Annotated in this window: 13 protein-coding genes; 8 read left to right on the top strand and 5 right to left on the bottom strand. The window is 71.1% G+C overall.

Features of this window, described 5'->3' with window-relative positions:
* Positions 1 to 146 precede the first annotated feature (146 nt).
* The 4 genes from acnD to BLQ61_RS13925 all read left to right on the top strand — a co-directional run bounded on the left by acnD (position 147) and on the right by BLQ61_RS13925 (position 6368).
* Positions 147 to 2837: a Fe/S-dependent 2-methylisocitrate dehydratase AcnD gene (gene acnD / locus BLQ61_RS13940; RefSeq protein WP_091571543.1), complete on the top strand. Its 2691-nt coding sequence runs from the start codon at positions 147 to 149 to the stop codon at positions 2835 to 2837.
* Positions 2838 to 4034: a 2-methylaconitate cis-trans isomerase PrpF gene (gene prpF, locus BLQ61_RS13935; protein ID WP_091571540.1), complete on the top strand. Its 1197-nt coding sequence runs from the start codon at positions 2838 to 2840 to the stop codon at positions 4032 to 4034.
* A 250-nt stretch (positions 4035 to 4284) separates the two neighbouring features.
* Positions 4285 to 5142 (top strand): isocitrate lyase/PEP mutase family protein, encoded by an 858-nt coding sequence (locus BLQ61_RS13930; RefSeq protein WP_091571536.1) that lies wholly within the window; start codon positions 4285 to 4287, stop codon positions 5140 to 5142.
* Between the two features lie 137 nt (positions 5143 to 5279).
* Entirely contained in the window at positions 5280 to 6368 is a 1089-nt protein-coding gene (locus BLQ61_RS13925; protein WP_091571533.1) for an ornithine cyclodeaminase, read from the top strand.
* Between the two features lie 149 nt (positions 6369 to 6517).
* On the opposite strand, the gene BLQ61_RS13920 is transcribed toward BLQ61_RS13925, so the two are convergent.
* From BLQ61_RS13920 to BLQ61_RS13900, 5 genes are all read right to left on the bottom strand, one after another.
* Positions 6518 to 6853: a DUF3325 domain-containing protein gene (locus BLQ61_RS13920; RefSeq protein ID WP_175488304.1), complete on the bottom strand. Its 336-nt coding sequence runs from the start codon at positions 6851 to 6853 to the stop codon at positions 6518 to 6520.
* Positions 6846 to 8519 (bottom strand): PepSY-associated TM helix domain-containing protein, encoded by a 1674-nt coding sequence (locus BLQ61_RS13915; protein ID WP_091571531.1) that lies wholly within the window; start codon positions 8517 to 8519, stop codon positions 6846 to 6848. Before BLQ61_RS13915 ends, BLQ61_RS13920 begins: the two co-directional genes overlap by 8 nt.
* 13 nt (positions 8520 to 8532) lie before the next feature.
* Positions 8533 to 8844 (bottom strand): iron uptake protein, encoded by a 312-nt coding sequence (locus BLQ61_RS13910; protein ID WP_245704069.1) that lies wholly within the window; start codon positions 8842 to 8844, stop codon positions 8533 to 8535.
* Positions 8845 to 8857: 13 nt separating this feature from the next.
* Complete coding sequence (locus BLQ61_RS13905) at positions 8858 to 11059, bottom strand: TonB-dependent siderophore receptor (RefSeq protein WP_091571526.1); 2202 nt, start codon at positions 11057 to 11059, stop codon at positions 8858 to 8860.
* Between the two features lie 226 nt (positions 11060 to 11285).
* Complete coding sequence (locus tag BLQ61_RS13900; protein ID WP_091571750.1) at positions 11286 to 12215, bottom strand: LysR family transcriptional regulator; 930 nt, start codon at positions 12213 to 12215, stop codon at positions 11286 to 11288.
* Positions 12216 to 12324: 109 nt separating this feature from the next.
* Between BLQ61_RS13900 and metE the strand changes: the two genes are divergently transcribed.
* From metE to BLQ61_RS13880, 4 genes are all read left to right on the top strand, one after another.
* Positions 12325 to 14727, top strand: a complete 2403-nt coding sequence (gene metE / locus BLQ61_RS13895; protein WP_091571523.1) for a 5-methyltetrahydropteroyltriglutamate--homocysteine S-methyltransferase — start codon at positions 12325 to 12327, stop codon at positions 14725 to 14727.
* 1108 nt (positions 14728 to 15835) lie between these two features.
* A complete protein-coding gene (locus BLQ61_RS13890; RefSeq protein ID WP_342672243.1) occupies positions 15836 to 17131 on the top strand; it encodes a transporter in 1296 nt (431 codons plus the stop codon).
* A gap of 145 nt (positions 17132 to 17276) precedes the next feature.
* Positions 17277 to 17729, top strand: coding sequence for a CopD family protein (locus tag BLQ61_RS13885; RefSeq protein ID WP_091571518.1), 453 nt, complete (start codon positions 17277 to 17279; stop codon positions 17727 to 17729).
* 112 nt (positions 17730 to 17841) lie between these two features.
* Positions 17842 to 18282 carry a flavodoxin family protein gene (locus BLQ61_RS13880; RefSeq protein ID WP_091571747.1) on the top strand — a complete coding sequence of 147 codons (441 nt, stop codon included), beginning with the start codon at positions 17842 to 17844 and terminating at the stop codon, positions 18280 to 18282.
* Positions 18283 to 18318 lie beyond the last annotated feature (36 nt).

Genomic DNA, 18318 nt, shown 5'->3' with positions numbered 1-18318 from the left:
GGCGGGGGTGAGGGTGCCGGTCGTCGGCGCGGCGCTTGAACGCCCCTCACCCCCGCCCTCTCCCCCTGGCGGGAGAGGGAGCCAGAGCCGCCCGCCCTGAGCCGCCCGACCCACCCCAACCAGAATTCCACGACCCCGCCGCCCCCATGACCCACCCACGCCACCGCAAGCCCTTGCCCGGCACCGCCCTGGACTACATCGACGCCTGCGCCGCCGTCGAGGAATTGAGCCCCGGCGCCTGGGGCACGCTGCCTTACACCGCCCGCGTGCATGCCGAGAACATCGTGCGCCGCGCCGATCCCGCGCAGCAGGCCACGTTTTTGCAGCAGCTCATCGAGCGCCGGCGCGACCGGGACTTCCCCTGGTTCCCGGCGCGCGTGGTCTGCCACGACATCCTGGGCCAGACCGCGCTGGTGGACTTGGCCGGCCTGCGCGACGCCATCGCCGCACAAGGCGGCGACCCGGCGCAGGTCAACCCGGTGGTGCCGGTGCAGCTGGTCGTGGACCACTCGCTGGCGGTGGAGTGCGGCGGCTTCGACCCCGACGCCTTCGCCCGCAACCGCGCCATCGAGGACCGGCGCAACGAGGACCGTTTTCACTTCATCGAGTGGACGAAAAAGGCCTTCGCCAACGTCGATGTGATCCCGGCGGGGAACGGGATCATGCATCAGATCAATCTGGAAAAGATGTCGCCGGTGGTGGGCGTGGAAGGCGGCCTGGCCTGGCCCGACACCTGCGTGGGCACCGACAGCCACACGCCGCACGTCGATGCGCTGGGCGTGATCGCCGTGGGCGTGGGCGGGCTGGAGGCCGAGAGCGTGATGCTGGGCCGCGCGGTGTGGATGCGCCTGCCGGAGATCGTCGGCGTGCAACTGACCGGCCGGCGCCCGGCGGGCATCACCGCCACCGACATCGTGCTGGCGCTGACCGAGTTCCTGCGCCAGCAGAAAGTCGTGGGCGCGTACCTGGAGTTCCACGGCGACGGCGCACAGTCCTTGACCATCGGCGACCGCGCGACCATTGCCAACATGTGCCCGGAATACGGCGCCACCGCCGCGCTGTTCGCCATCGACGAGCAGACGCTGGCCTACCTGCGCCTGACCGGCCGGGACGATGCCCAGGTGCATCTGGTGGAGCAGTACGCACGTGCCGCTGGCTTGTGGGCGGACACATTGGCCGGTGCGCGGTACGAGCGCGTGCTGCGCTTCGATCTGTCCACCGTCGAGCGCAACCTGGCCGGCCCGTCCAACCCGCACCGGCGCCTGCCCACCCGCGCGCTGGTGCAGCGCGGCATCGCCGGGCCGGTCAAATTGCAGATGGCACGTGACGAAGAGGCCAACGGCCTGTTGCCCGACGGCGCCGTGGTCATCGCTGCCATCACCAGCTGCACCAACACCAGCAACCCGCGCAACGTCATCGCCGCCGCGCTGCTGGCGCGCAACGCACGCCGCCTGGGCTTGCAGCGCAAGCCGTGGGTCAAGACCTCGCTGGCGCCGGGCTCGAAGGTGGTCGAGCTGTACCTGCGCGACGCCGGCCTGCTGCCCGACCTGCAGGCGCTGGGCTTTGGCATCGTCGGCTTTGCCTGCACCACGTGCAACGGCATGAGCGGCGCGCTCGAGCCCGCCATCCAGCAGGAGATCGTGCAGCGCGGCCTCTACACCACCGCCGTGCTGTCGGGCAACCGCAACTTCGACGGGCGCATCCACCCGTATGCGAGCCAGGCCTTCCTGGCGTCGCCGCCGCTGGTGGTGGCCTACGCGCTGGCCGGCACCATCCGCTTCGACATCGAGAACGACGTGCTGGCGGTCGCGGGCGGGCGCGAGGTGCGCCTGCGCGACCTGTGGCCGAGCGACGAAGAGATCGACGCGGTGGTCGCAACGGCCGTGCACCCGGCGCAGTACCGCGCGGTGTACGAACCCATGTTCGCGCTGCGCCGGCAGGACGCGCTGGCCGTGCATCCACAGTACGACTGGCGCCCGCAGTCCACCTACATCCGCCGCCCGCCCTACTGGGACACCGAGGGCCTGGGTGCGCTGGCGGCCAGCCCGCGCACGCTGCGGGGCCTGCGCCCGCTGGCCATCCTGCCGGACAACATCACCACCGACCACCTCTCGCCCTCCAACGCCATCCTGGCGGACAGCGCCGCGGGCGAATACCTGGCGCGCATGGGCCTGCCCGAGGAGGATTTCAACTCCTACGCCACGCACCGCGGCGACCACCTGACGGCGCTGCGCGCCACCTTCGCCAACCCGACGCTGGCCAACGAGATGGTGCGCAGCGCCGACGGCACCGTGCGCGTGGGCTCGCTGGCGCGCGTGGAGCCCGAAGGCCAGGTCATGCGCATGTGGGAGGCCATCGAGACCTACCTGCAGCGCCGCCAGCCACTCGTAATCGTTGCCGGCGCCGACTACGGGCAGGGCTCGAGCCGCGACTGGGCTGCCAAGGGTGTGCGGCTGGCGGGGGTCGAGGTGGTCGTGGCCGAGGGCTTCGAGCGCATCCACCGCAGCAACCTGGTGGGCATGGGCGTGCTGCCGCTCGAATTTTTACCCGGCACCACGCGCCACACGCTGGCGCTGGACGGGCGCGAGGTCTACGGCGTGGAGGGCGAGCTGCAGCCCGGCGCCGAGCTGCGGTTGACCGTGCAGCGCCCGGGCGGCGAGGTGCTGCGCGTGCCGGTGCGCTGCCGGCTGGACACGGCCGAGGACCTGGCGGTGTACGAGGCCGGCGGCGTGCTGCAGCGCTTCGCGCAGGACTTCCTGGCGCGCAGCACGCTGCGGCAAATCCAAGCAAAATCGGCCTCCTGCCCATATGAATCACCGGCCTCCAGCTATCAATAAATGAGCAAACCCAGCACTTTGCGCATCCCGGCCACCTACATGCGCGGCGGCACCAGCAAGGGCGTGTTCTTCCGCCTGGAAGACCTGCCCGCCGCCTGCCAGCACCCCGGCCCGGCGCGCGACGCATTCCTGCAGCGCGTCGTCGGCAGCCCCGACCCGTACGGCAAGCAGATCGACGGCATGGGCGGCGCCACGTCCAGCACCAGCAAGTGCGTCATCCTGAGCCGCAGCCGCCGGCCCGGGCACGACGTGGACTACCTGTACGGCCAGGTGGCCATCACGGACGACGTGGTGGACTGGTCGGGCAACTGCGGCAACCTGTCCACCGCCGCCGGGGCGTTCGCCATCCACGCCGGTTTCATCGACGCCGAGCGGCTGCAGGGCAGCGGCACCTGCACGGTGCGCATCTGGCAGGCCAACATCGGCAAGACCATCCTGGCGCATGTGCCGATCGACAACGGCCAGGTGCGCGAGGACGGGGACTTCCTGCTGGACGGCGTGGCCTTCCCGTCGGCCGAGATCGTGCTGGAGTTCCTCGACCCGGCCGATAAGGGAGAGGAAGACGGTGGGGGCGCCCTGCTGCCCACCGGCAATGTGCAGGACGTGCTGGAGGTGCCCGGCGTAGGGCGCTTCGCCGCGACCTTCATCCAGTCCGGCATCCCGACCATCTTCCTGAACGCGCAGGAGCTGGGCTTCACCGGCCGCGAGCTGCAGGGCGCCATCAACGGCGACGCCGCGCAGCTGGCGCGCCTGGAGGCCATCCGTGCGCATGGCGCGCTGCGCATGGGCCTGATCGACCACATCGGGCAGGCGGCCACGCGCCAGCACACGCCGAAGATCGCCTTCGTCGCGCCGGGGCAGGACTATGCGACGTCCAGCGGACGGCAGGTCGCCGCGCACGAAGTCGATCTGCTGGTGCGCGCCCTGTCCATGGGCCAGCTGCACCACGCCATGATGGGCACCGCGGCCGTGGCAATCGCCACCGCGGCGGCGATCCCCGGCACGCTGGTCAGCCAGGCCGCAGGCGGCGCGCGCCAGCGGGTGCGCTTCGGCCACCCGTCGGGCACGCTGGCGGTGGGGGCCGAGGCGGCACAGGAGGCAAACGGCCAGTGGCGCGTGACGCGCGCGGTGATGAGCCGCAGCGCGCGCGTGCTGATGGAGGGTTGGGTACGCGTGCCGGCGGACGTCCTGTCGTGAGGCAGCCAACGCGCGACGTGTCTTTTTTGCCCCTCGCCCCCACGGGGGAGAGGGCCGGGGGTGACGGACCCCGAGCAGGCGCCACGCCCGCATCGCAGTCCCTCACCCCACCCTCACCCGCTAGCGGGAGAGGGAGAGGGAGAGGGAGAGGGAGAGGGAGAGGAAACAATACCAAAGATTGCAAGCCAAAATCGGCCCAATCCCATATGGAACAATGGCCTGCAGCTATGAATAACAGAGCAATCCGACCATGAATACCAAACAGCAACTCCAGGCCCTGGCCGCCGAGCGCCGCGGCGTCATCGTGCCCGGCGCGTTCAACGCCCTGTCCGCGCGCGTCGTGGCCGACGCCGGCTTCGAGGCGATCTACGTCACCGGCGCCGGCGTGACCAACATGTGGTTCGGCCTGCCCGACCAGGGCTTCATGGGCCTGTCGGACATCGCCGGGCACACCGCGCGCATCCGCGATGCGGTGGAGCTGCCGCTGATCGTCGATGCCGACACGGGCTTTGGCAACGCGCTGAACACCTACCATGCCGTGCGCACGCTTGAGCGCGCCGGCGCCGACTGCATCCAACTCGAGGACCAGGTCAGCCCGAAGCGCTGCGGGCACTTTAGCGGCAAGGACGTGATCGACACCGCCGAGATGGTCGGCAAGATCAAGGCCGCCGTGGACGCACGGCGCGACGGCGTGCTGGTCATGGCGCGCACCGACGCGGCCGCCGTGCACGGCTTCGAGGCGGCGGTGGAGCGGGCGCAGCAGTACGCCGAGGCCGGCGCCGACATCCTGTTCGTCGAGGCCGTGACGAGCGCGGACGAAGTGCGCGCCCTGCCCCGGCGCCTGGCCACGCCGCAGCTCATGAACATGGTCATCGGTGGCAAGACGCCGATCGCCGGCGCCGACGAGCTGGGGCGCCTGGGCTACGGCTTCGTGCTGTACGCCAACGCCGCGCTGCAAGGCGCGTTGGCGGGCATGCAGAAGGTGCTGGGCCAACTCAAGGCCACTGGCGAGGTGCGCGAGGACCCGGCGCTGGTCGCGCCCTTCGCCGAGCGCCAGCGGCTGGTGGGCAAGCCGCAGTGGGACGCGCTGGAGCAGCGCTACCGCTGAGAGCGGTCGAACGTCTGGGGCGGCGCGGGCAGACCGGGCGGGCTCAGTCCGCAGTTGGGCCTATGGGCAGTGCGCACGCTTTGCGCGACGATGGAGACCACCCGATTGCCTACCGTGACTGCCCTGGAGTCCGCGCCATGCCGATCCATGCCCTGCCCGATACCGCTACCGCACCGCTGACAGAATTCCTCAGCCACACCGCCGCCGCGCGGCTCGTCGCCCGGCACGGCGTGCTGCCCACACTGCGCGGCATGGCACGCGCCATCGAGGAAGACTTCATGCGCTGGCCCGCGTTCGACAAGTCGGCGCGCGTGGCCAGCCATTCGCGGCACGGCGTGATCGAGCTGATGCCGGTGTCCGACGGCCGCAGCTACGCCTTCAAGTACGTCAACGGCCACCCCGGCAACCCGGCGCACGGGCTGCCGACGGTGATGGCCTTTGGCGCGCTGGCGCGGGTGGACACCGGTCTGCCCGAATTCTTGAGCGAACTGACGCTGACCACCGCGCTGCGCACCGCTGCCACCTCGGCGCTGGTGGCTAGCCGGCTGGTGCGCCCGGACAGCCGCAGCATGGCGCTGATCGGCAACGGCTCGCAGGCCGAGTTCCAGGCGTTGGCCTTCCACGCGCTGCTGGGCATCGACCAGCTGCGCCTGTTCGACCCCGACCCGGCGGCCGTGGCCAAGCTGATCGTCAACCTGGCGCCCTACGACATGGAGCTGCAGCCGTGCGGCAGCACCGCCGAGGCGGTGCGTGGTGCCGACATCGTCACCACCCTGACCGCTGCCAAAGCGCGCGCCGCCGTGCTGCAGGCCAGGCACCTGGCGCCCGGCATGCACCTCAACGCCGTGGGCGGCGATTGCCCCGGCAAGACCGAGCTGGCGCCGCAGGTGCTGCGGCGCGCCCGCGTGTTCGTCGAGTACGAGCCGCAGACGCGCATCGAGGGCGAGGTGCAGCAGATGCCGGCGGACTTTCCGGTGACGGAGTTCTGGCGCGTGCTCACCGGCGACGCGCCGGGGCGCGGCAGCGCGGACGAGATCACGCTGTTCGACTCGGTGGGCTTCGCGCTGGAGGATTTTTCGGCCCTGCGCTACCTGCGCGACCTGGGCCGCGCCGCCGGGCTGCTGGAGCCGATCGACCTGGTCGCGGCGCCGGCCGATCCGAAGAACCTGTATGCGCTGCTGACGCCGTGGCTGGCGCAGCGGGGGCCGTCAACGCTCACGAAATGAAACGTCACCCCCCGATGGGCCGCCAGCATGGATCTCACACCCACTCCCGCCGGGCTCGACCATCGCCGCTGTGCCATTCGGCTGGAGTCAAACGGAGCCACCAACCCGCTGCGCAGCACTGGCTTGGCCCGCGAGCTGCCACCAGCCGGCTAATGGCCGTGTTGCCTTAAGCTGTTTCCCGGCAGCGACAGCACCCGCAACCAGTGCGGCCGAAAACTCAGCGCGAGGCTGACGGCCAACGCCGACGCGCCCAGCGCCATCACCCACACCAGCACGGCCATCGAGGCATGGTCCACCGCCAGGCACGAGCCCAGCGATGCCGCCAGTGCAAGCGCGCCCAGCACGCGCAGCCGTCGCGCCCCCGTCTGGCTGGGGCCCTCGGCGCCACGCACCTGACTCCAGTGGCCGTCCATGGCCAAGGCCAGCCAGCCCATGCCGGCAACGGCCGCCAGCAGGGCGGCAGACAGCAAGAGCGCGTCACGCATGGGCGGTCCCAGAAGCCGAAACCGAAGGCACCGAGCGCGCCCTGCGGCCCAGGCGGCGCGCGGCCAGTGCGGCCAACGCACCGCCCGCCAGCAGAAACAGATCGACGCCCGCCACCGGCCAGTAGCCCGCCACCAGCGTCGTGCCCAGGTGGTCGCCGGTGGTGGCCCAGTTCAGCAGCACCGCCGCGACGGCCAGCACGGCAATGGCGCCGCACTGCTCGCGCCACGCCGGCGACAGGCGGCCCAGGGCCACCGGCGCGCTGCGCCAGAAGGCGTGCGCCATGGCCAGCACCCAGGTGGCCCAGAAGGCGTACTGCTCCACGTCACCACGCGGCGGCCAGCCGGTGGGCAGCGCGGCCGGCAGCAGGCGGTTGGCCACCAGGATGCCCAGCGCGGCCAGGACCATGCCGGTCACCGTGGTCACCGCCAGCGCATCGACCACGCGCGCGCCCTGGCCGCCCGCGCGGGCGTGCTGCTGCTTGCGCTTTTCCACGAAGAACACGAAGCCGGTGGCGATGCACACGCAGCCCATCAGCCCGCCCAGCACGTACAGCCAGCGCAGCAGCCAGTGGCGAAAGTGCTGCAGATGCAGGCCGGTCAAGAACTCGTTCACGCTGTCCACGGCCGTGCGCGGCGGGTCCTCGCGCAGCAGCTCGCCGGTGCTGGCCTTGAAGTGCATGCCGTTGCCCACCAGCGCGATACGGTCGGTGCCGGCCCGGTAGACGCTCACATAGCCGTTGGCGTCGCCCACGTGCTGCAGGGCCAGAAAGCCCACCTCGCCGGCCATGCCCTGCGCGGCCCAGCGCTGCTGCGCCTGCGCCACCATGGCGTCCACCGAGGCCAGCGGCGCGGGCACGCCGGCGCGCTCGTGCGGCAGGCCGGTCTCGCGCGCTTCCACCTGCTCATGCAGGTCGTGCAGCGGGCGCAGCTGCGTGTGCGCGACGGGAAAGTAGATGCCGGCGAAGATCACCAGCCCGGTGAAGGCGAAGAAGAAATGGAACGGCAGCGCCAGCACGCCGGTCATGTTGTGCAGGTCCAGCGTGCTGCGCTGCGTGCTCTTCTTCGGCCGGAAGGTGAAGAACTCGCGGAAGACCTTGCGGTGCATGACCACGCCGCTGACCAGCGCCACCAGCATGACCAGCGCAGCCAGGCCCACGATCCACGTACCCAGCCGCTTCCACTGCAGGTTCAGGCTGTAGTGCAGCGGGTAGAAGAAGCGGCTGCCGACCTTGAGCTGGTCGTCGGGCAGCAGGGCGCCGCTGCGCGGATCGACGGTGCGCGTGCCGAAGACGCCCTCGTCGGGGTTCTTCGCGTTGGGCACGACATAGTTGGCGAAGACGTTGAGCACCGGGTCGCGGTGCGTGGTGTAGGCGCCCCAGCGGCGCACGGTGTCGAAGCGCTCGGGCATGGAGCCGTTCACGCGGCCCTGCATGCGCTGGAGGCTCTCGCGCGTGGGCTGCATGTCCTCGAAGACCGGCCGCAGCATGCGGTCGAACGACGGCATGGGCTGCGGCGCGAAGCGCGACTCGGGGATGGCCCAGCGGTCGATCTCGCGGTCGAACACCGACAGCGCGCCGAAGAAGAACACGACCATCAGCACGAAGCCGAGCGCCAGCCCGAACCACGTGTGCAGCCAGGCCATGCCGAGGCGGAAATTCTGGAACATGGGAAGGCTCTCCTTATCCGAGCAGTGCCATCTGCAGCAGCGACGCCGCACCGGCCATCGCAGCCCCACCGCCCGCCAGCACGCACCAGGCGCGCACCAGGCCGGGCGTGAAAAAAGCCCAGCAGAAAACGCCGACGTACAGCAGCAGGCCGAACATGGCGGCCAGGTGCTCGGCGTCATGGAATGGCATGTCCAGGGCATGCAGGCCGGCCAGCGCCAGCGCGATGAAACCCCAGCAAAAACCGTAGCCCCCCAGCACGGCGGCGGCGGTGCGCAGCACCACCTGCGCGCGGGTCGAGCGGGGGGAAGTGGCAGCAGCAGTCACGGGTGGGCCTGCATCAGAAGGCGGCGCGCACGGTCAGCGTGACGTTGCGCGGGTCGCCGTAGTTGCCGTAGTCCAGGTTGGTCCAGTACTTGCGATTGGTGAGGTTGTTCAGCGCCAGCGTGGCGCTGGCCTTGGGCGTGAACTGCCACGTGGCGCGCAGGCTCACCAGGGTGAGCGGCGACTCGGTCACGGTGACCGCGCCCAGGGTCGGGTGCGGCACGTTGTAGCCCTCGAGCTTGCTTTGCCACTGCAGGTCGCCGCCCACGGTCAGGGGCGAAAGGCTGCCGCCGAAGCGGTAGTCGGCGCCCAGGCGCAGCAGGTATTCCGGCAGGTTGGCCCAGATCAGGTCGTTGGCGTTGCGCGTGACCTTGGCACGCGTCAGGCCGGCCGTGGCGTGCAGCTGCGGCGTGAGCTGGCCGGCGAGGTCGATCTCGAAGCCCTGCGAGCGCGTGCCGTCCACGGCCCTGTAGGGCGTGCCGCCATCGGGCAGGCTGCCCTGCGGGCGGCTGCTGTCAACCACGCCGAAGTTGTCCTGGCGCGTCTGGAAGACGGCGAACGAGGCCTGCAGCCGGCGCTCCAGCAGTTCGGCCTTGACGCCCAGCTCGGCATTGCTGCCCTGCACCGGCGCCAGCGGGTTGTTGTCGCGATCGCGGTAGTTCTGCGGGTTGAAGATGCGCGTGTAGCTGGCGTAGGCCGCCAGCTGCGGGGTGATGTCGTAGACCAGCCCCGCGTAGGGCGTGAGCTTGCGCTTCACGTCCTGCACGGCGGAGGTGCCGGTGAAGGCGCCGGCGGTGTCGTAGCTGTCCACCTCGCGGTGCCAGTTCGTCACGCGCAGGCCGGTCAGCACCGACAGCGGCTCGCTCACGCGCCAGCGCGCGGAGGCGTACAGGCCCGTCTGGCGCGTGTTCTGGTCGCGCCACGCCCCGGTGCGCCGGTAGGCGGGCTCCGGCGCACTGCCGTCCCAGTCGTAGATGTTCGGGATGGTGTGGCTCCACCCGGCCAGCGAGCCGTACAGGTCGGTGGTGGACACCATGCGCGAATGGCTCATGCCCAGCACCAGGTCGTGCCGGCGCCCGCCCAGGGTGAACTTGCCCGACAGGTAGCCGTCCAGCTGGTCCTGCACGTCCTGCCCGCCGGAGATGCCGGCGTACAGCCGCATGCCGGCGCCGGTCACGCGATCGGGGAATGGCGCGCTCGCCGTGGTGGCGCCATAGCCGTACGTGGCCAGGCGGAAGCTGTCGCCCCGGGTGCGGCTCACGCTGGCGCGCAGGCTCCAGTCGTCATTGAGCTGGTGGTCCAGGCTGGCAAAGGCGGTGGTGGAGGTGCGCTCCCAGCGGGTCCACGACGGCGAGAAGCTGGTGCTCACGGGCAGGTCGATGCGGCTGCCGTCGGACGCGAAGCGCGGAATCGTTCCCCAGATGGGCGCGGTGGGCGTGTTGGACTGGCGCTGGATGCCGGCCGTGAGCACCGTGGCGTCGCCCAGGTCGGCCTCCAGCACGGCCAGCGCGGCGAGCTTCTTGTCCTGGTAGCGGTCGCGGAAGCTGTGCTTGTGCTGCGGCGCCAGCACCACGCGGGCGCGCACGTTGCCGCGTTCGGTCAGGGGCGTGTTCACTTCCACTTCGCCGCGCCACAGGTTCCACGAGCCGGCGGTGGCCGAGACCGAGGCGGCAAATTGCCGCTGCGGACGCTTGCGCACCAGGTTCACGGTGGCCGACGGCACGCCGACCCCCGTCAGGATGCCGTTGGCACCGCGCACCACCTCGACGCGCTCGTACAGCGCGGTGTCGTATTCCTGGTTGGTGGCGTTGCTGTACGTGGGAATGCCATCGACCTGGAAGTCGGTGATCTGAAAGCCGCGCGCGTAGTACGCCGGGCGCTGCGTGTCCCACATGGTCACGAACACCCCGGTGACCTTGCGCAGCACGGCGTCGACGCTGGTCAGTCCCTGCTGCTCGATCTGCTCGCGCGACACCGACGACATCGACTGCGGCGTCTCGCGCGGGGTCAGTGGCAGGCGGGTGCTGGCGCTTTCGCGTGCGCTGGTGATCGTCATGCCCGCCAGGGCCGGCGCGTTGCCGTCGCTGGCTTCTGCAGCCGGTGCGGCGGCGGCGTCGGCGGCCTGTGCCAGCGCCACGGCAGGCAGGAACAGCGCCGTGGCGGCGGCCAGGGCGAGGGGATGAATGGCATAGGCCATCCGGCTGCCAGAAACAGGCATGCAACAACTCCGCGAGATCCCGCAAGGGACAAGGTCAACGACAGGCTGGCTGGCAGCGCGACTCTCGCGGAGGGCACGGCGTGGCTAGGAAAAGAGCCGACGAGTATAAATGTGAATCACTCTCATTATACATACGAACGACAGGATGGCCAGTCGCTGGTCCGGACGGGCTGGGGCGTGCACCCGGGCGGCCACTCAGGCTGCCACCGATGTACGTGCGCCCCCGCTACAGCAACTCGACTCCCTTGAGCGTCACGAAACTCGTCTCCCGCGTCACGGCCACGAAGTCCTGCAGCCACGGCCGCGCCGACACCTGCGGCAGACACGCCGCATGCAGCTCGCCGCGCAGCCCCTGCGGCCCGATGGGGCGCGCCGCCACGTAGCCCCGGTCCAGGTAGCCCTGCACCGCCCACAACGGCAGCGCCGCCACGCCGCGGCCGCTGGCCACCAGCTGCAGCATGGCCACCGTCAGCTCGGTGGTGCGCCGCGCAGGGCGCACGCCGGCGGGCTCCAGCACCTGGCGCACCAGGTCCAGCATGTCGTCGGGCACCGGGTAGGTGATGAGCGTCTGGTCGGCGAAGTCCCCGGCCGCCAGCCACGCCTTGGCCAAGAGCGCGTGGCCGTGCGCCAGCAGCGCGCGGATCTCGAAGGCGAACAGCGGGTGGTGGTCCACGGCGGCGGCGTCGCCGGCGTCCACCTCGGAGACGATGGCCACGTCCGCCCGCCCCTGGTGCAGCAGGCCCACCGGGTCGGCGTGGAAGCCGCTGACGATGTCCAGTTCCACCTCGGGCCAGCGCGCGCGGAAGGCGTCCATGGCCGGCATCAGCCAGTCGAAGCAGGTGTGGCACTCCACGGCGATGCGCAGCTGCCCGCCCTGGCCCTGCAGCAGGCGCGCCACGTCGCGCTCGGCCGCCTCGACCTGGGGCAGCACGGCGTCGGCCAGTTGCAGCAGGCGGCTGCCCACGGCGCTGAACTGCGGCGGCACCGATTTGCGCTCGAACAGCGGCGCGCCGTAGCGCTCCTCCAGCAGCTTGACCTGGTGCGACAGGGCCGACTGCGTCAGGTTCAGCAGCTGCGCCGCACGCACCAAGCTGCCGCTGTCGCGCAGGGCCTGCAACGTACGCAGGTGGCGGATTTCCAAAACCGAGGCGCTCAACATCGAAATCATTCAAGTTGAAGTGTGAAAATTTTCGTTTGAATAATAAACCCAGGCCGGCGAGCATCGGCGCATCCGTTTTTTCGTTCGTGTTTTCAAGGACTGCGCCATGACCCCGACCGCCGCTGCGGCCCCCCGCCCCACTCTGACCCACACCCTGGGATTTCCGCGCATGGGCGCGGCGCGCGAGCTGAAGTTCGCCCTGGAGCGCCACTGGCGCGGCGAGATCGACGCTGCCGCGCTGGACGCCGTCGGCGCCACGCTGCGCGCGCGTCACTGGCAGGCGCAACAGGACGCGGGCCTGGCCTTCGTCACCGTGGGCGACTTCGCCTGCTACGACCATGTGGCCCACCACATCCAGTTGCTGGGCTGCGAGCCGGCGCGCTTCGGCTTCGGCGCCGATGCGCCCGAGCTGGCGCGCTATTTCGCCATGGCGCGCGGCGCGCAGGGCGGCGGGCACCACGTCTGCGACGCCGGCTGCACGCACGGCGCGGCCGCCGCCCCCACCGGCCACGCCGCGCTGGAAATGACCAAGTGGTTCGACACCAACTACCACTACCTGGTGCCCGAACTGCACGCCGATACGCAGTTCCACCTGGGCAGCCAGCGCCTGTTCGACGAGGTGGCCGAGGCGCAGGCGCTGGGCCACGCGGTGAAGGCGCAGCTGATCGGCCCGCTCACCTTCCTGTGGCTGTCCAAGGACAAAGGCGCCACGCTGTTCGACCGCTTGGCGCTGCTCGGGCGCCTGCTGCCCGTGTACGCCGAGATCCTGGCGCGCCTGAAAGCCCTGGGCGTGCAGTGGGTGCAGATCGACGAGCCCATCCTGGGCCTGGAGCTGCCGCCCGCGTGGACGCAGGCCTTCGAGCCCGCCTACTGGCAGCTTGGCAAGGCGGGGCCGCAGGTGCTGCTGGCGACCTACTTCTCGCCGCTGCAGGAGCACCTGCGCCTGGCCTGCCAGTTGCCCGTGGCCGGGCTGCACGTGGACGCCGTGCGCGCGCCCGAAGAGCTGACCGGCGTGGCCGACTGGCTGCCCGGCTACAAGGTGCTGTCGGTGGGCATCGTGGACGGGCGCAACGTCTGGCGCACCGACCCGGACGCGGCGCTGCAGCTGCTCGCGCCCATCGCCGCCAAGCACCCCGGCCCGCTGTGGCTGGCGCCGTCGTGCTCGCTGTTGCACGTGCCGGTGTCGCTGCAGGGCGAGGAGGCGCTGGACCCGCAAGTGCGCTCCTGGCTCGCCTTCGCCACGGAAAAGCTGGATGAATTGACGCTGCTGGCCGGCCTGCTGGACGGCCGCGTGGCGCCTGATGACGCGCGCCTCGCCGCCGCCCGCGCCGCCGTCGCCAGCCGCCGCGCCAGCGCACGCGTGCACCGCCCGGATGTGGCCCGCCGGCTGGCCGAAGCCCCGCCTGGCGCCGACCGGCGCGCCGCGCCGTTCGCCGCGCGCCAAGTGGTGCAGCGCACGCGCCTGGGCCTGCCGCTGCTGCCCACCACGACCATCGGCTCGTTCCCGCAGACGCCCGAGATCCGCGCTGCGCGCGCCGCGCACCGCCGGGGCGCGCTGGCGACGCAGGAATACGAAGCGCAGATGCGCGCCGAGATCGAACGCGTCGTGCGTCGCCAGGAGGCGCTGGGCCTGGACGTGCTGGTGCACGGCGAGGCCGAACGGAACGACATGGTGGAATATTTCGGCGAGCAGCTTGCGGGCTTTGCCTTCACCGCCAACGGCTGGGTGCAGAGCTACGGCTCGCGCTGCGTCAAGCCGCCCATCCTGTACGGCGACGTGGCGCGCGAGCAGCCCATGACGGTGGCCTGGACGCAGTACGCGCAGAGCCTCACGAACCGCCCCATGAAGGGCATGCTGACCGGGCCGGTGACCATCCTGCAGTGGTCCTTCGTGCGCGACGACCAGCCGCGCGCACTGACCTGCGAGCAGATCGCCTGGGCCATCCGCGACGAGGTGACAGACCTGGAGGCCGCCGGCATCGCCATCGTGCAGATCGACGAGCCGGCCCTGCGCGAGGGCCTGCCGCTGCGCCGCGGCCAGTGGCAGGCCTACCTGGACGGCGCCACGCGGGCTTTTCGCATCGCCGCCAGCGGCGTGGGCAACGCCACGCAGATCCACACCCACATGTGTTACAGCGAGTTCGGCGACATCCTGCCGGCGATCGCCGCCCTGGACGCGGACGTGATCACCATCGAGACCAGCCGCTCGCAGATGGAACTGCTGGAGGACTTCGGACGCTTCGCCTATCCGAACGAGATCGGGCCGGGGGTGTATGACATTCACTCGCCGCGCGTGCCGGGTGAGGGGGAGATGGTGGCGCTGCTGCGGCGGGCGGCGCGGGTGGTGCCGGTGCGGAACCTATGGGTGAACCCGGATTGCGGGTTGAAGACGCGGGGGTGGGGGGAGACGGAGGCAGCGTTGGCGGCGATGGTGCGGGCGGCGCGGGTGGTGCGGGGGGAGGTAGAGGGGGGTGATTTGCGGGAGGGAACGGTGGCGGAGGTTGTATGACTTGGCGCTGTATTTTTGATAGCTGATGACCCTTTGTTTGTATGGACGGTGGGCTGTTTTGGATGTTGTTTTTGATTTGACTGCGGGGGCCGGGACTCGCCCCGGCGGGCGACCTACTTTCTTGTCACACGACAAGAAAGTAGGCAAAGAAACGTGCCCCGCAGGCTGCGTCCCCCACGCGCTGACGCGCGTGGGGGCAACCTGTCTCGGGGCACTGGCGGGGTGGGCCGCATAACTCACTGCGCTGCTGCGCAGCTTCGTTCGGACAGATGCGGCCAGTCAGTTCACGAAGCATGGGCGCACCTGCGCCCATGCCACCCCGCCAGCGCCCCGAGACAGGCGCAGCCTTTGAAGGGGGGTGGGGAGAAGGAACAGCCAAACAGCCAATAGCCGGAGAGCATGTCTGGCCAACCCCGCCGCGTCGCATGGTCTTTACTCCCTCTCCCGCAGGGCGGGAGAGGGCGGGGGTGAGGGTGGGAGGGCTGGTACAGGCGCTGCGCCCGAACCATTGCCCCTTCACCCCTGCCCTCTCCCCCTGGCGGGGGCGAGGGAGCAAGAAGGGCCGCGCGCAGCGCCGGCCCCTCCCCGTCTTCGCCCCTTGAGGCTGCGCCTGGGGCGGGGCGCTGGCGGGGGGGCATGGGCGTCGCAGCGCCCATGCTTCGTCATCTGACTGGCCGCAGTTGTTTGAACGGAGCTGCGCAGCAGCGCAGTGAGTTCTGCGGCCCACCCCGCAAGCGTCCCGCCCCAGGTCTGCCCCTTCGCGCCAGCGAAGGGGTCGCAGCCGTGGGGCCGTGTTCTTTGCTTCCTTTCTTGCACGAGCAAGAAAGGAAGTCGCCCGCCGGGGCGAGTCCCGGCCCCCGCAATCAAAGCAAAACCAACAATCAAAACAGCCCCAATCCCACACAAACAAAAGGCCTCAAGCTATCAAAACCAAAGCACCCTTATCCTCCCACAGCCCCGCCCGCACGCCCCCCGCATGCTCCTGCACCTCTCCCCCCTCCTGCTGGTCCTGCTCCTCCTGCTCGCCCTGCGCCGCCCGCCCCTGCAGGCTGCGCAGTCCGGCTGCGCCCTGGCATTGACTCTGTGGGCACTCGGCCTGGCCGGACCCGTGCAGTCCGCCACCCTGCACGCCGCCGCCCTCGACACCGCCCTGCTCTTCGCCATCGCCGCCAGCGTCATCCTGCCTGGCCTGGCCTTCGTCATCGCCATCGAGCGCCTGGGCGTGAACCAGGCGCTGGGCAGCGCCGTGCAGTCGCTGCGGCTGCCGCGCGCGCAGCAGGTGCTGCTGCTGGTGCTGGGCCTGGGGCCGATGCTGGAGTCGCTCACCGGCTTCGGCGTGTCACTGGTGGCCACCGTGCCGCTGCTGCTGGCGCTGCTGCCCCGGCCCGTCGGCCTGCGGCTGGCGTTGGTGGGTATGGCCGTCATGCCGTGGGGCACGCTGGGGGTGGCCACCGCGGTGGGCGCGTCGCTGGCCGGGCTGGATACGCGTGCGCTGTCGGCGGCCAGTGCGGTGGCCAGCGCGCCGGTGTTCCTGCTGGGGGCGGCGCTGTCGCTGCGCTGGGCCGGCGCTAGCGGGCCTGCGGCCTGGCGCGCGCTGGCGGGGCTGGGTGCGCTGTTCCTGGCGGTGCTGTATGGGCTGGGCCGCGCCACGGGGCCGGAGCTGGCCGGCGTCGGCGCCGGCCTGGCGGTGGTACTGGCGGTGCTGGTGCCGGCCGGGCGTAGCGCCGGCATCGCGTGGCCGCGCGCGGCCTGGCCGTATGCGGCGCTGGTGGCCTGCGTGCTGGCACTCAAGGCCCTGGCGCTGCTGACACAGTGGGACGGCCACGGCGCGCTGCGCGGGCAGGCGGTGGTGTTCAAGCCGCTGGCCTCGCCCGGCATCGCCCTGCTGGCGGCGCTGGCCTGGGTGGCGTGGCGCGAGCACCGGGCGCTGGCCGCCGGGGGGCATCCACCCCTGCTGCCGGCCCTGCGGGCACGGGCGCAGCGGCCGCTGTGGACCATTCTGGCGTTCCTGGCGCTGTCGCAGATCCTGGTCAAGGGCGGGTTTCTGCAGGGGTTGGTGCAGTCGCTGGCCGGCCTGCCGCCGCCGGCCGCGGCGCCGCTGGTGGCGCTGCTGGGCGCGCTGTCGGGCTACCTGACGGGCTCGACGCTGGGCGGCAACGCGCTGTTCATGCCGGCCGTCGCGCTGCTGCCCGAAGGGCTGCGCCTGGCGCTGGCGGCGCTACATAACAGCGCCGCCGGGCACGCGGCGATGGGCTCGATTCCGATCGCCATGGTCGCGCTGGGCCTGGCGCGCGCCACGCGGGACGAGGAAGGCACGCTGGTGCGCTTCGGCTTCGCGCTGGCATGCCTGAACGCGGCGCTGCTGGCGCTGGCCGGGGCCGCCTGGGTGGCGTGGCTGCGCTGACCAGCCCTGCCGGCGCTGGGGCGGGCAGGCCATGCGCCCCGGCGAACACACCGGCACGGCCGCAGTAGGCACAAGCGCCGGGGGCCCAATGGCGGCTGGGCACAATGCGCGCCACCTTGGTCCTGATGCCCCGCGCTGCCCTCCCATGCTCTTCAACGCCCTGAAACTGCTGCACGTCCTGTCCATCATCGTCTGGGTCGGCGGCATGGCCTTCGCCCACTTCTTCCTGCGCCCCGCCGTGCAGCAGCTGGCACCGCCCGAGCGCGTGCGGCTGATGCACGCGGTGCTGCAGCGCTTCCTGGCCGCCGTGGGCGTCGCGGTGGTGGTGGCGCTGACCAGCGGGCTGGCGATGATCGGCATGGTCAGCATCGGCGGCGGCTTCTCCATGCCGCGCGACTGGCTGTTCATGTCTGCCGTGGGGCTGGTGATGATGGCGCTGTACGCCTACCTGTACCTGTCGCAGCTCTCGCGCCTGGATGCGGCTGTGGCCGCGGGCGACTGGCCCGCCGGCGGGCAGGCGCTGGCGCGCATCCGCGCGATAGTGGGCGTCAACCTGCTGCTGGGCACGGCCATCGTCGTGGTAGTGCTGCTGTGGTGAGCCCGGCAAGGCTGGGCGCAGTGGCGACGCCCGTCCGCGTCACCCTCCTCCCGGCCAGGCTGTGAAGACCCTGCTGATCGTCTGGCACAGCCAGACCGGCGGCACGCGCCAGATGGCCGAGGCGGCCGCCGCCGGCGCCGCCGCCGAGGACGGCTGCACGGTGCGCCTGCTGCACGCGGCGGACGCCACCCCGGCCGACGTGCTGGCCGCCGACGGCTATCTGTTCGCCACGCCCGAGAACCTGGCCGCCATGAGCGGGCTGCTCAAGGACTTCTTCGACCGGAGCTACTACGCCGCGCTGGAACGCATCGAGGGCCGGCCCTACGCCAGCCTGGTCTGCGCCGGCAGCGACGGCGCGGGGGCGGCGCGGCAGATCGCGCGCATCTGCACCGGCTGGCGTCTGAAAAGCGTGGCCGAGCCGCTGATCGTCTGCACCCATGCACAGACGCCCGAGGCCATCGCCGCGCCCAAGACCATCGGCGCGCCCGACCTGGAGCGCTGCCGCGCGCTGGGCGAGGCGCTGGCGGCCGGGCTGGTCCTGGGCATTTACTGAAGCGCTCCTCTTTCCATAGCTGCAAGCCCTTGCAGA

The sequence above is a fragment of the Oryzisolibacter propanilivorax genome (assembly GCF_900103645.1).
Lineage (GTDB): Bacteria > Pseudomonadota > Gammaproteobacteria > Burkholderiales > Burkholderiaceae_C > Melaminivora > Melaminivora propanilivorax.
Note: the sequence above shows the minus strand (reverse complement) of the source record. Positions and strands in the feature narration are given on the sequence as shown.

Coding starts and splice junctions, on each gene's coding strand:
- BLQ61_RS13905 (WP_091571526.1), bottom strand. CDS start 11,059: ATGCCTGTTTCTGGCAGCCGGATGGCCTATGCCATTCATCCCCTCGCC.
- BLQ61_RS13915 (WP_091571531.1), bottom strand. CDS start 8,519: ATGTTCCAGAATTTCCGCCTCGGCATGGCCTGGCTGCACACGTGGTTC.
- metE (WP_091571523.1), top strand. CDS start 12,325: ATGACCCCGACCGCCGCTGCGGCCCCCCGCCCCACTCTGACCCACACC.
- prpF (WP_091571540.1), top strand. CDS start 2,838: ATGAGCAAACCCAGCACTTTGCGCATCCCGGCCACCTACATGCGCGGC.
- acnD (WP_091571543.1), top strand. CDS start 147: ATGACCCACCCACGCCACCGCAAGCCCTTGCCCGGCACCGCCCTGGAC.
- BLQ61_RS13925 (WP_091571533.1), top strand. CDS start 5,280: ATGCCGATCCATGCCCTGCCCGATACCGCTACCGCACCGCTGACAGAA.
- BLQ61_RS13885 (WP_091571518.1), top strand. CDS start 17,277: ATGCTCTTCAACGCCCTGAAACTGCTGCACGTCCTGTCCATCATCGTC.
- BLQ61_RS13930 (WP_091571536.1), top strand. CDS start 4,285: ATGAATACCAAACAGCAACTCCAGGCCCTGGCCGCCGAGCGCCGCGGC.
- BLQ61_RS13880 (WP_091571747.1), top strand. CDS start 17,842: ATGGCCGAGGCGGCCGCCGCCGGCGCCGCCGCCGAGGACGGCTGCACG.
- BLQ61_RS13920 (WP_175488304.1), bottom strand. CDS start 6,853: ATGCGTGACGCGCTCTTGCTGTCTGCCGCCCTGCTGGCGGCCGTTGCC.